This is a genomic window from Bizionia saleffrena (assembly GCF_008086175.1).
GTDB lineage: Bacteria > Bacteroidota > Bacteroidia > Flavobacteriales > Flavobacteriaceae > Bizionia > Bizionia saleffrena.
This window is the reverse complement of the sequence record NZ_VSKM01000018.1, coordinates 1-13,832: the sequence shown is the minus strand read 5'-3', so window position 1 is coordinate 13,832 and position 13,832 is coordinate 1. Positions and strand designations below refer to the sequence as shown.

Below are 13,832 nucleotides of genomic sequence, written 5' to 3'. Positions count from 1 at the left end.
AATTTATTTGCATAATATCTCTTGAATGATGACTTTTGACGGTTCAAAATAAATATATGGAAACAGTACATTATATATCTTCTGAAACCTTAGAGCTAACAACTTTAAGCACTATAATTTCCGAAGAAAAAACATTAGCATTATCTGAAGACTCTAAAAAGCGCATTGTTAATTGTAGAACCTATTTAGACGACAAATTAACTAAACAAGACAAGCCAATTTATGGTATAAACACAGGTTTTGGTTCTTTATATAATGTAGAAATTTCTAACGAAAACTTAACTAAATTACAAGAAAACTTAGTAATGTCTCACGCTTGCGGTACAGGAGATCGCGTTCCCGAAGCTGTGGTTAAACTAATGTTATTATTAAAAATACAATCGTTAAGTTACGGGTATTCTGGAATACAATTACAAACCGTAGAACGTTTGGTGGCCATGTATAACGCCTCTGTATTGCCCATTGTTTATACACAAGGTTCTTTAGGAGCCTCTGGAGACTTAGCGCCATTAGCACATTTATCGTTACCATTAATAGGAAAAGGAGAGGTGGTTTATAAGGGCGAAGAAATGACCTCGGAAGCGGTATTAAAAATATTGAATTGGGAACCTATTACCTTAAAATCTAAGGAAGGTTTAGCGTTATTAAATGGCACACAATTTATGAGTGCTTACGGGGTGTATTTACTTCTGAAGAGTTTTAAATTATCATATTTAGCCGATTTAATTGCGAGTGTTTCTATTGATGCTTTCGATGGCAGACTGGATCCTTTTAATGAGCTAATTCATTTGGTGCGACCGCATAACGGACAATTAAAAACGGCGGAAAGAATTAGAGAGTTTTTAAATGAAAGCGCTATTATTAATCAAGAGAAACAACACGTTCAAGATCCGTACTCATTTCGATGCATTCCACAAGTTCACGGGGCGACAAAAGACACTTTAGATTTTGTTTTAAAAACGTTTAAAACCGAAATTAATTCGGTAACCGATAACCCAAACATATTCTCTAAAGACGACGAAATTATTTCTGGTGGAAATTTTCACGGTCAGCCTCTGGCTTTAGCTTTAGATTATTTAAAGATAGCAATGGCCGAACTTGGTAACATTTCTGAACGTCGTATATTTCAATTAGTTTCCGGTTTAAGAGGTTTGCCCGTATTTTTAGTTAATAATCCGGGTTTAAATTCGGGGTTTATGATTCCGCAGTATACAGCCGCTAGTATTGTTAGTGCTAATAAGCAATTAGCAAGTCCAGCGAGTATAGATAGTATTGTTTCTAGTAACGGACAAGAAGACCACGTTAGTATGGGTGCAAATGCAGCAACACAAGCCTTTACTTTAATTAATAATGTAGAGCGTATTTTGGCTATTGAGTTATTTAATGCCTCGCAAGCCTTAGCTTTTAGAAAGCCTTTACAGTCAAGCCCGTTTATTGAGCAATTATTAAGCTCATATAGAGTAGAAGTTCCGTTTATTGAAGAAGATGAAGTACTACATTACCCAATAGAAAATTCTATTATATTTTTACAGCAATTACAAATTGATACAGCAGAATTATTTTAAGTATGACTAAATAAATTAACGATATTCTTATCTATAAAAAACCTCTTTAAGTTATAAAGAGGTTTTTTTTGTTAGTTTGTTTCGTTAAGTAAATAATTGTTATAAATTATAGTTGCCCAATTTTTGGCTTCGACAACACTGGTAAGTACTTTTAATGGTTTTTTTAAAAATAGACGCTCTATTTCAACGTTGCTTTCATTAAAATGATTCTGCGTAACAATACAGAACGCTAATAAGTTGGTTGCTTGCGATGTTCTTTTATAAATCAAAGGATCTACAGAGTAATTATTTTTCCTATCCGTTATGTAAACAAAGGGTTTATCCTGATAAAAATTTAAAATAACAGCGGTTATTTTTAAACTTAAATCTGACGTCAAAACAATACCTTCTTTTATTATAGAAACAACATAGTATTCATAAAAGGTAAGTTTGCAAAACTCCAAACTATTATTTTCAATTTTCATGAGCTAAATTTAATAAAAAAAGGCTTCAATTATTATAATTGAAGCCTTTTTTTTACCTAATGTAGTACTTAAGATTCAGTCGATTTTTTAGATTTTTCTATCGCTATGCTAATCTCATTAGAGGTTTTATCTAAATCCATTTTAATGATGTCTCCCTCAGAAATATGAGATTTAATAATTTCTTCAGCCAAAGTATCTTCAACATATTTCTGTATTGCTCTTTTTAGAGGTCTAGCACCATACTGCTTGTCGAATCCTTTTTCTGCAATAAATTCCTTTGCAGCTGTAGATAACTCTAAAGTATAGCCCAAATCTTTAATACGAGACAATAATTTATCTAATTCTATATCTATAATCTTATTAATATCTTCTTTCTCTAGAGCATTAAATACGATAACGTCGTCGATTCTATTTAAAAATTCTGGAGCGAACGATTTTTTAAGAGCATTTTCTATTACTGATCGAGTATTGGCATCTTCTTGAGATTTTTGTGATGCTGTACCAAAACCAATACCTGCACCGAAATCTTTTATTTTTCTAGCACCAATGTTAGAGGTCATTATTATGATTGTATTTCTAAAATCAATTTTACGCCCTAAACTATCTGTTAAATAACCATCATCTAAAACTTGTAAAAGCATATTAAACACATCGGGATGTGCTTTTTCAATTTCATCCAACAGAATAACAGCGTATGGCTTACGTCTTACTTTTTCGGTTAGTTGACCACCTTCCTCATAACCTACGTATCCTGGAGGTGCTCCTACTAATCTAGAAATCGCAAATTTCTCCATATACTCACTCATATCAATTCTAATTAAAGAATCTTCACTGTCGAATAATTGTTGCGATAACACTTTTGCTAACTGCGTTTTACCAACACCAGTTTGTCCTAAAAATATAAATGAACCAATTGGTTTGTTGGGGTCTTTAAGTCCCGCACGATTACGCTGAATAGCTTTAACTACTTTGGCTACCGCATCTTCTTGACCAATAACACGACCTTTAATAAGTTCTGGTAATTGAGCCAATTTGTTACTTTCTGTTTGTGCAATACGATTTACAGGAATTCCTGTCATCATAGACACGACATCGGCAACATTATCTTCGGTTACTGTTTCTTTATTCAGTTTGGTGTCTTCTTCCCATTTTTCTTGAGCGATACTTAACTCTTTTTCAAGACGTTTTTCGTCGTCTCTTAAACGCGCAGCCTCTTCGTACTTTTGCTTTTTAACAACCGTATTTTTAGTTTCTTTAACTTCTTCAAGTTGTTTTTCGAGTTCTAAAATTTTCTTTGGCACCACGATATTCGTAATATGCACACGCGATCCTGCTTCATCCAAAGCATCGATAGCTTTGTCTGGAAGGAAGCGCTCTGTCATATATCTACTCGTAAGTTTAACACACGCCTCAATAGCTTCGGGCGTGTACTCTACATTATGGTGTTCCTCGTATTTTTCTTTTATGTTATTAAGGATTTCTATGGTTTCCTCTTCGTTAGTAGGCTCGACAATTACTTTTTGAAAACGACGCTCTAAAGCACCATCTTTTTCAATATACTGTCTGTATTCATCTAAAGTTGTAGCTCCAATACATTGTATTTCTCCACGTGCTAAGGCTGGTTTAAACATATTTGAAGCATCTAAGCTTCCGGTGGCTCCACCTGCGCCAACGATGGTATGAATTTCGTCGATAAACAAGATGACATCATCATTTTTTTCAAGCTCGTTCATTACGGCTTTCATACGTTCTTCAAACTGTCCTCTGTATTTTGTACCTGCTACTAAGCTGGCCAAATCTAGTGTTACGACACGCTTATTAAAAAGAATACGCGACACTTTTCGTTTTACAATTCTATTTGCTAAACCTTCAGCAATAGCCGATTTACCAACACCGGGCTCTCCAATTAATAAAGGGTTATTTTTTTTACGTCGCGATAGAATTTGAGACACGCGCTCAATTTCTTTTTCACGCCCCACCACTGGATCAAGTTTTCCTTCTTCAGCCATTGCTGTGAGGTCGCGCCCAAAATTATCTAAAACAGGTGTTTTAGACTTTTTATTCCCCTTATTAGGTGTCGGTGTATTAAAAATATCTTTAGAGTCGTTATCGTCGCTTGTATTGGCGTCATCATCTGGAAACGATTCTGCTTTTGGTTCTATGTAATTATCGTCGTTTGTTATCATAAACTTAAATTGTTCTTTAACGTTATCGTAATCCACTTTTAACTTATTTAAAAGTTTGGTTGTTGGATCATTTTCGTTTCTTAAAATGCACAGCAATAAATGTGCTGTGTTTATTGATGTACTTTGAAAAAGTTTAGCCTCTAAAAAGGTTGTTTTTAAAGCACGTTCTGCTTGACGGGTTAGGTGCAAATTCTTTTTCTCGTTAGTTACAATTGAAATATTTGGACTTGCTGGGCTTAGTATTTCAACTTTACGTCTTAAGTGGTTTAAATCTATATCTAGAGCATTCAATATATTAATAGCTTTACCATTACCATCTCTTAGAAGACCTAACATTAAATGTTCGGTACCTATAAAATCATGGCCAAGGCGTAACGCCTCTTCTTTGCTAAAAGCAATAACATCTTTTACTCGTGGTGAAAAATTATCGTCCATATAATAGTTTACTTTCTATGCTTAAAATTACTAAATCATATTACCAATGGCAAAAACTATTCCTTAAATAATATGTACTTAGCTAAGAGACAAAAAAAAATTATTAAATCAATATAATTAACAACTTACTTATTAAAAAAGGCAGATTATTAATTGTTAATAAAAAGTGTTAAAAGAAAGGGCTTAAAGGCTTGCTGTCACTAATGAATTGATTATATTAGCACGTTTTGAAACACTCATAAATACTTAATTATATTATATAATGGCAGAAGGAGGAAAACTTATCCCGATTAACATTGAAGATGAAATGAAGTCGGCTTACATTGATTATTCAATGTCAGTCATTGTGTCACGTGCTCTACCAGATGTTAGAGATGGCTTAAAACCCGTTCATAGACGTGTGCTTTTTGGTATGCACGAACTGGGTGTTAGAGCCAATAGTGCGCATAAAAAATCTGCGAGAATTGTAGGGGAGGTTTTAGGTAAGTACCACCCACACGGTGATACCTCTGTTTACGATGCAATGGTACGTATGGCTCAAGAATGGAGTTTGCGTTATATGCTAGTAGATGGGCAAGGGAATTTTGGTTCTGTAGATGGAGATAGTCCAGCAGCAATGCGTTATACAGAAGCACGTATGCGTAAAATATCTGAGGATATGCTTGCCGACATTGATAAAGAAACTGTAGACCATCAATTAAACTTTGATGACACCTTAGAGGAGCCAACAGTGTTGCCTACAAGGGTGCCAGGATTGTTAATTAACGGTGCTTCCGGTATAGCCGTAGGTATGGCAACTAATATGCCGCCGCACAACTTAACAGAGGTTGTCAATGGTACTATGGCTTATATTGAAAATAAAGACATAGAGATCGACGAATTAATGCAGCACATTACGGCTCCCGATTTTCCTACAGGAGGAACAATTTATGGTTATGATGGTGTACGCGAAGCATTCCACACAGGACGTGGTCGTGTTGTCGTGCGTGCAAAAGCAAATATCGAAGAGGTTAATGGTCGCGAGTGTATTATCGTAACCGAAATCCCTTATCAAGTTAACAAGGCAGATATGATTAAAAAAACTGCCGATTTAGTTAACGATAAAAAGATGGATGGGATAGCGAGTATTCGTGATGAATCGGATAGAAACGGAATGCGTATCGTTTATATTTTAAAGCGTGATGCTATACCAAATATTGTACTTAACAAATTATATAAATATACGGCTTTACAATCCTCTTTTAGCGTTAACAATATTGCATTAGTAGCAGGTAGACCTCAATTATTAAACCTTAAAGAATTAATTCATTATTTTGTAGAACACAGACACGATGTTGTCGTAAGACGTACTAAATACGAATTGCGCAAAGCTGAAGAGCGTGCTCATATTTTAGAAGGATTAATTATAGCGTCTGATAATATTGATGAAGTAATCGCAATTATTAGAGCCTCGAAGAATGCCGATGAAGCGCGCTCTAACTTAATTGAACGTTTTAAACTTTCAGAAATTCAGGCCAAAGCTATTGTCGAAATGCGTTTGCGTCAGTTAACGGGTCTAGAACAAGACAAGTTGCGTACGGAATATGAAGAATTAATGAAAACTATCGAAGATCTTAAAGCTATATTATTAAGCAAAGAGCGTCGAATGGAGATTATTAAAGACGAATTGATTGTAATTAGAGATAAATATGGTGATGAACGCCGAAGTATTATTGAGTACGCTGGTGGTGACCTAAGTATCGAAGATATGATTCCAGATGAGAAAGTGGTTATTACTATTTCTCACGCAGGATATATTAAGCGTACATCGCTTTCAGAATACAAAACGCAACATAGAGGAGGTGTAGGTCAAAAAGCGTCTACAACACGTAATGAAGATTTCTTAGAAAATTTATTTGTGGGTACTAACCACCAATATATGTTATTCTTCACCCAAAAGGGGAAATGTTTCTGGATGCGTGTTTACGAAATACCAGAGGGTAGTAAAACATCGAAAGGTAGAGCGATTCAAAACCTTATAAATATAGAACAAGACGATAAAGTAATGGCATTTATTTGTACTCAAGATCTTAAAGATGAAGCGTACATTAACAGTCATTATGTAATAATGGCAACGAAAAAAGGTCAGGTTAAAAAAACCTCTTTAGAGCAATATTCTAGACCTAGAGCTAATGGTATTAACGCCATTACTGTAAAGGAAGACGACGTTTTACTAGAAGCTAAATTAACAACAGGTGAAAGTCAAGTGATGTTAGCTTTAAAATCGGGTAAAGCAATTCGTTTCGAAGAAGCCAAAACAAGACCAATGGGTCGTGGTGCTTCTGGAGTAAGAGGTATTACTTTGCAAAGTGAAACAGACGAAGTTATAGGAATGATCGCCGTAGACGATATGGAAAGCAACATTCTTGTGGTTTCAGAAAATGGTTACGGAAAACGTTCTAGTTTAGACGATTACCGAATTACTAACCGTGGTGGTAAAGGGGTGAAAACAATTTCTGTAACAGAAAAAACAGGAAACTTAGTGGCCATTAAAAATGTAACCGATCAAGATGATTTAATGATTATTAATAAATCTGGAGTCGCGATTAGAATGGCTGTTAAAGACTTAAGAGTTATGGGACGCGCAACACAAGGAGTTCGTCTTATTAATTTAAAAGGAAAAGACGCTATCGCTGCTGTTGCTAAAGTATTGCACGAAGATGAAGACGACGTTATTATTGATGACGATGGTAATGTTATTGAATTGGCTGAAGAGACTGTTGACACAACTGAGGTGTCGGAAGAAACTAACGAAGATTTAACAACAGATAACGAATAATTATTGGCATAACTATTGATTATTTAAGAATTAAAATTAAATACAAATTATAAATCAGATGAAAAAACAATTCATATTTGCTTTAGCAGTAATGGTTACTATTACGACCTTTGCGCAAAAAAGAGAGCTTAGAACTTTAGAAAGGGCCGTAAAAAATAATAATTACGCCGAGGCAAAATCAGTGGTATCAGAATTAGAATCTATGGTAGGTTCTATGGATGATAAATTAAAATCTAAATACTATTTTAATAAAGCGCAAGCCTATTATGCTAATGGAGCAGGATCTAATGCCGATTTTAAAATAGCGATTAGTGATTTGACTAAAGTGGACGATAATTACGTTAGCGAGGTTTCAGAGATTAAGCAATCACTTCAAAACGAATTATTAACTAAAGCTAATAATTTATATACCTCAGGAAAATATAGCGAAGCAGCTAAATTATTCGAAATGCTTTACGCCCTTGTGCCGTCAGATCAAGTGTATTTATATTACGCAGCTGCCAGTGCTGTTAGTGCTCAAGAAGTAGAAATAGCACTTAAGCATTATCTTGAACTAAAAGAATTGGGATATACGGGTGTTGAAATGCAATATCTAGCAACTAACAAAGAGACTGGAGAAGAAGAATCTTTCGATAAAGTAACTAGAGATGTCTATGTAAATAAGGTTAAAACGCATATCAGTCCTAAGGATGTAGAATCGGAATCTAAAACGGCAGAAATCACAAAGAATATAGCTTTAATTTATAATAGTTTAGGTGAATCTGAAAAAGGTTTAAAAGCGATTAAAGTAGCCCGTGAAGCAGATCCCTCAAATATCGATTTAATTCTTATTGAAGCGAATATGCATTACAAATTAGAAGACAGAGAAGCGTATACTAATTTAATAAAAGAGGCGACGCAGAAAGATCCTAATAATAAAGATTTATTATATAACTTGGGTGTACTATCTGCTGAAGCGGGGAATGCAAAGGAGGCAAAAATGTACTACAAAAAAGTGTTACAATTAGATCCGGCTTATGTTAATGCAGCGACTAATATTGCAGCATTAATATTAGAAGAAGAGGTTGCTGTTATTAAAGAAATGAATGGATTAGGAAGTTCTGTTTCTGATAATAACCGCTACGACCAACTTAAGAAGAAAAGATCTGATATTTATTACGAAGCTATTCCTTACTTAGAAGGCGTATTAAAAATTGACGAGGGTAACATCGATGTTGCTAGAACCTTAAAGGGTATTTATAGCGCCATTGGCGAAGAAGCGAAACTTAATGCGATTAAAGCAAAGTATAAAATTTAATCTATTTAAGATTTACCTAGTGAATTCTGAAAAATAAGTATAAAAAAAGCCAACTTGTAAGTTGGCTTTTTTTATTATATAATTTTTTTAATGACTCTTAGTTTGTGGGTGTGCTTTCTAGTATCTACATTATAAATACCAGAGTGATCTAAGCGATCTATTCTCACTTTTCCGTGGGCGTGAATAATGTAATTATCTTGCATTATAATACCCACGTGAGTTATTACGCCCTCATTATTATCAAAAAAAGCGAGATCTCCTGGCTCACTTTCTTCAATAAAACTTAGTGGTTCCCCTTGCATTGCTTGCTGCGATGCGTCTCTTAAAAGGGCGTAACCATTCAGTTTGTAAACCATTTGGGTAAACCCAGAACAGTCAATACCAAAAGGCGTTTTACCGCCCCATAAATAGGGTGCATTTATATATGAAAAAGCAGTACCGATAATAGTACTTTTATCATTAATCGCGCACGATGAGTGTCCTTCGAATGTATGGTTTAATAACTCTGTGCCATTAAGGACAGAACCCATAGGTATTGTGTATAATTGCTTGTCGTTATCCTGAATAAAATCGACTAAATCGGTAGTTAATTGTAACGGTTGGGATGACAAATCAGTGTATTGCTCTTCAGTAAGTTCACTATACTGCTTATTGTCTACCCATCCTTCATATTTATCGAAAGCCAAACGAATTTTACTCCAAGATTTACGGTGTTCTAATACTTTAAAGATATCGCCATACAATACCTGCGAGACTAACTCGCTGGCATCGGAGGCTTCAAATCTTAAGGGAACGATACTTAAATTACAAATTCCGTATTGCATTAGTTCATTTTAACGGCTATTACAAACGCTCGATTACTACAGCAGAAGCTCCACCACCACCATTACAAATAACGGCTGCTCCAGTTTTAGCATCGTTTTGCTCTAAAACATTTAAAAGTGTAATTAAAATTCTAACTCCCGAACATCCAAGTGGGTGTCCTAAAGAAACAGCACCACCGTTTACGTTTACATTTTTATCGGTAAGTCCTAATATTTTCATATTAGCTAAACCAACAACTGCAAATGCCTCGTTGAATTCAAAAAATTCAACATCTTTAAGAGCAATACCTGCTTTATCTAAAGCTTTAGGCAATGCTTTTGAAGGTGCAGTTGTAAACCACTCTGGCTCGTGTGCTGCGTCGGCGTAACCTTTAATAACGGCTAAAGGTTTTAATCCTAATTCATCAGCTTTTTCTCTACTCATTAATACCATTGCTCCGGCACCATCGTTAATTGTCGATGCATTTGCAGCGGTTACCGTTCCATCTTTTGAGAAAGCAGCACGTAAAGAAGGAATTTTATTTAATGTTACATTTTCAAACTCTTCATCTTTAATCACTACAACAGGTTCTCCACGACGTTGTGGTACTTCAACAGGAACTACTTCGTTATTAAATTTTCCTTTCTCCCAAGCATCAGCCGATCTTTTGTAAGATTGTATTGCGTACGCATCCTGATCTTCTCGAGAAAATTTATATTTAGTAGCACAAGCATCTGCAGAAACTCCCATCGCATTCTGATCGTAAGCATCAACCAAACCATCTTTTTGCAGACCATCTATAAGCGTAGCAGAACCAAATTTAGTTCCTTTTCTGGCATACATATAATGAGGAATCATACTCATATTTTCCATTCCCCCAGCAACAATAATACTCGCATCCCCTAAAGCTATAGATTGTGCGGCTTGCATTACAGTTTTCATACCAGAAGCACATACCTTATTAACTGTAGTACATGGCACTGTATTAGGAATTCCGGCAAAAATAGCAGCTTGTCTGGCAGGAGCCTGACCTGTACCTGCTTGCACAACATTTCCCATTAAAACTTCTTCAACCAATTCTGGTTTTAGATTTATTTTTTCTAAAGCACCTTTAATGGCTATAGCCCCTAATTTTGGTGCAGGAATGGTTGATAGTGCGCCTAAAAAACTACCTATAGGGGTTCTGGCTGCCGATACAATAACTACTTCTTTACTCATTTTGTTTTAAATTTTTTATATGTTCAGCGAAATTAATCATTTTTTAGCAAAAAGGAGAACCTTAAATCGATATTAACGTGCTTTAAAAACAATATTTAGTACTTTTGATGTGCTAAACCATTGGGTTAAGATAAAATAATTTACTATTTTTTATTGATGAAAGACTTCATAAATACGTTTTATAAAAACCATTCTCTTTTATATAAGGTAATTCTATTTATAGCCACCACTTTTTTAATAGTGTATTTGTTTCCGAAAAGCGGTCGTTTTAAATACAACTTTGAAAAAGGAAAACCATGGCAGTCGGAAACCTTATACGCACCTTTTAATTTTGCGATTCAAAAAACACCTATAGAACTGTCCAAAGAGAAAGAGGACATAGAATCTAGCGCTGTAAAGTATTTCTCGATAGATACTAAAGTACTACCTATTGTAAAAAGGGATTATCAGGATAATTTTTACAAAATTTTCCCCGATTCTATCTATGGTGATGAAGGGTATTCTCTAAAAAGGCAAGGAGAGCAAATCGTTGATGAGTTGTATGAATTTGGGATTTTAGAAGATAATTTATCTAGCGCAAAAACAACCAACGTCACTATTTTAGAAGATCGGGTAGAGCGCTACAAAACCCAATTTTCTAATATTTATCAGCTTGAAAATATAAAAAATGATGTTTTAGAAAAGCTCAAGAAAGCTAATTTGGAGACGTATGAAAGTGAATATATAGCCTTGTTTTTCGATATTATTAAACCTAATTTAACTTATAATAAAATATTTACGGAGACTGTTTTAAATCAAGCAGTGCAATCTATTTCTTTTACAAGAGGAAGTATTGAAAAAGAGACACTAATCATCTCTAAAGGTGAAATTGTTGAAGGTAATAAATTTTTGATTTTAAAATCGTTAGAATCGGAATATGAATCGCAAGTCTGGAACGAATCTAATTACAATTTAATAGTATTTGCGTACACATTATTGGTTGCTTTGGCTTTAATGATCCTATTGCTTTTCTTACGTAAATACCGACTAGACGTTTTTAAAAATGATACCAAAGTAACGTTCATATTTTTCAATATATTATTAATGGTTTTTTTAACTAGCTTAATGGTTAATTACAACTCTAAATACATTTATATTATACCCTTAGCGATGCTACCCTTGGTTCTAAAAGCCTTTTTCGACGCCCGTTTAGGATTGTTCACTCACGTTATTACGGTGTTGTTATTAGGGTCTATTGTCCCTAATAGTTACGAGTATATGTTCTTACAAATTATAGCGGGTATCGTTACTATTTTAACGGTTTCTGAACTGTATAAAAGAGCTAATTTATTTATCTCTGTTGGACAAATTACTTTGATTTATATTATTGCCTATTTTGCTTTTTTCGTTATTCATGAGGGCAGCGTAGAAACTTTAAAATGGGAAACCTTTGCAATGTTTGTACTGTGTGGGCTAGCAACTTTATTCGTACAGCCATTAATTTATATCTACGAAAAACTTTTCGGTTTGGTATCTGATGTTTCTTTATTAGAGCTTTCAGATACAAACTCTAAACTATTAAAACAACTCTCTAACGATGCGCCAGGAACGTTTCATCATTCTTTAAACGTCGCTAACTTAGCTGAAGCTGCTGCTAACGAAATTGGTGCAAATGCTATGCTGGTTAGGGTAGGAGCGTTGTATCATGATATTGGTAAAATGAGAAATCCTACCTATTTCACCGAGAATCAATCTTCGGGCGTAAATCCGCACGATGATTTATCGCCAATAGAAAGTGCGCGCATTATAGTGGGTCACGTTATAAATGGAATAGAAATAGCTAAAAAAAATAACTTACCAGATCGCGTTATCGATTTTATAAGAACCCATCATGGTACAAGTACGGTGTATTATTTTTATATGAAAGAGAAAAGGGTAAATGAGGATGTTTCTATCACCGATTTCTCTTATCCGGGGCCCAAGCCGTTTAGTAAAGAAACAGCTATCTTAATGATGTGTGATAGTGTGGAGGCGGCATCAAAAAGTTTAAAAGACCCAACGTCTACTAAAATTGATAAATTTGTCGAAAACATACTCAATAAACAAATGGACGAGGACCAATTCTTAAATGCGAACATTACTTTTAAAGAAATTCAGGTGATTAAAAAAGTCCTAAAACGCAAGCTTGCAAATATTTACCATCTTAGAATTGAATACCCCGAATAATTTTTAAAAAAAAGTACTAAAAAATGTTGCGATATATGAGATCTTGTCTTACATTTGCATCCGCAATACGGAGGTAAAAAAAGTTCATTGCAAAATTATTGGAGAGGTGCCTGAGTGGCCGAAAGGAGCGGTTTGCTAAATCGTCGTACCCCAAAAGGGTACCCAGGGTTCGAATCCCTGTCTCTCCGCAATTAGATAACCAAATCGGGGTGTAGCGTAGCCCGGTTATCGCGCCACGTTTGGGACGTGGAGGCCGCAGGTTCGAATCCTGCCACCCCGACAAATTACCGAAATGTCATACTAAAGGTGTGACATTTCAAATTTTATAGTTACGGGCTCGTAGCTCAGTTGGATAGAGCACCTCCCTTCTAAGGAGGCGGTCACAGGTTCGAATCCTGTCGGGCTCACAAAAAGACTTACTGTTTTAGTAGGTCTTTTTTGGTTTATAGGGTTTATTATTAACTCTTCATCAAAAATATTTACAAAACCCGGATCAATCTTAAATAATTACTTTAGCATTTTCAGTGTTCTACGGATCATTCCTAAATGTTGTGTTTAAGCAAAAATAGTAGTCAATCTAGAAAGGAAAAATGGATCAAGGAATATTTTTGGGGAGTGACATAAATTAGGCATATAATTTAGTAAGTCTAAACAAGAAAAACTTAACATCTCTTACGCCTCTAAACATCGACCTGAACTCTTTGATTTTTGCATTAAAAGATTCCGCGGAAGCATTGGTGCTCCTGTTGTTAAAATAATTCAAAATTGGTTTGTAATGGATTTGTATAGACCTTGCAATGGTATTGAAGGACTTAAAATTTGAGTTTTCTACTTCGTTAT

Annotated in this window: 9 protein-coding genes and 3 tRNA genes; 7 read left to right on the top strand and 5 right to left on the bottom strand. The window is 34.9% G+C overall.

Features of this window, described 5'->3' with window-relative positions:
* Positions 1 to 56 precede the first annotated feature (56 nt).
* Entirely contained in the window at positions 57 to 1,565 is a 1,509-nt protein-coding gene (gene hutH / locus ES676_RS13475) for a histidine ammonia-lyase (RefSeq protein WP_148370852.1), read from the top strand.
* Positions 1,566 to 1,636: 71 nt separating this feature from the next.
* On the opposite strand, the gene ES676_RS13470 is transcribed toward hutH, so the two are convergent.
* Positions 1,637 to 2,029: a hypothetical protein gene (locus ES676_RS13470; protein ID WP_148370851.1), complete on the bottom strand. Its 393-nt coding sequence runs from the start codon at positions 2,027 to 2,029 to the stop codon at positions 1,637 to 1,639.
* A 68-nt stretch (positions 2,030 to 2,097) separates the two neighbouring features.
* Positions 2,098 to 4,650, bottom strand: coding sequence for an ATP-dependent Clp protease ATP-binding subunit (locus ES676_RS13465; protein ID WP_148370850.1), 2,553 nt, complete (start codon positions 4,648 to 4,650; stop codon positions 2,098 to 2,100).
* Between the two features lie 262 nt (positions 4,651 to 4,912).
* On the opposite strand from ES676_RS13465, the gene gyrA reads away from it, so the two are divergent.
* Together gyrA and ES676_RS13455 are read left to right on the top strand one after the other, a co-directional pair.
* Positions 4,913 to 7,468, top strand: a complete 2,556-nt coding sequence (gyrA, locus tag ES676_RS13460; protein ID WP_148370849.1) for a DNA gyrase subunit A — start codon at positions 4,913 to 4,915, stop codon at positions 7,466 to 7,468.
* A gap of 58 nt (positions 7,469 to 7,526) precedes the next feature.
* The gene (locus ES676_RS13455; RefSeq protein ID WP_148370848.1) at positions 7,527 to 8,765 is read left to right on the top strand and encodes a tetratricopeptide repeat protein; all 1,239 of its coding nucleotides are present in this window, start codon (positions 7,527 to 7,529) and stop codon (positions 8,763 to 8,765) included.
* 74 nt (positions 8,766 to 8,839) lie between these two features.
* On the opposite strand, the gene ES676_RS13450 is transcribed toward ES676_RS13455, so the two are convergent.
* Complete coding sequence (locus ES676_RS13450) at positions 8,840 to 9,589, bottom strand: C40 family peptidase (protein WP_148370847.1); 750 nt, start codon at positions 9,587 to 9,589, stop codon at positions 8,840 to 8,842.
* 19 nt (positions 9,590 to 9,608) lie between these two features.
* Positions 9,609 to 10,787, bottom strand: a complete 1,179-nt coding sequence (locus ES676_RS13445) for an acetyl-CoA C-acyltransferase (protein ID WP_148370846.1) — start codon at positions 10,785 to 10,787, stop codon at positions 9,609 to 9,611.
* A 156-nt stretch (positions 10,788 to 10,943) separates the two neighbouring features.
* Between ES676_RS13445 and ES676_RS13440 the strand changes: the two genes are divergently transcribed.
* The 4 genes from ES676_RS13440 to ES676_RS13425 all read left to right on the top strand — a co-directional run bounded on the left by ES676_RS13440 (position 10,944) and on the right by ES676_RS13425 (position 13,399).
* Positions 10,944 to 12,992 (top strand): HD family phosphohydrolase, encoded by a 2,049-nt coding sequence (locus tag ES676_RS13440; protein WP_148370845.1) that lies wholly within the window; start codon positions 10,944 to 10,946, stop codon positions 12,990 to 12,992.
* Between the two features lie 100 nt (positions 12,993 to 13,092).
* Positions 13,093 to 13,180 (top strand) — tRNA-Ser (locus ES676_RS13435).
* A 17-nt stretch (positions 13,181 to 13,197) separates the two neighbouring features.
* Positions 13,198 to 13,272 (top strand) — tRNA-Pro (locus tag ES676_RS13430).
* Between the two features lie 53 nt (positions 13,273 to 13,325).
* Positions 13,326 to 13,399, top strand: a tRNA-Arg gene (locus tag ES676_RS13425).
* Between the two features lie 218 nt (positions 13,400 to 13,617).
* On the opposite strand, the gene ES676_RS13420 is transcribed toward ES676_RS13425, so the two are convergent.
* A partial coding sequence (locus tag ES676_RS13420) for a transposase (RefSeq protein ID WP_148370844.1) occupies positions 13,618 to 13,832 on the bottom strand: 215 nt, incomplete at its 5' end.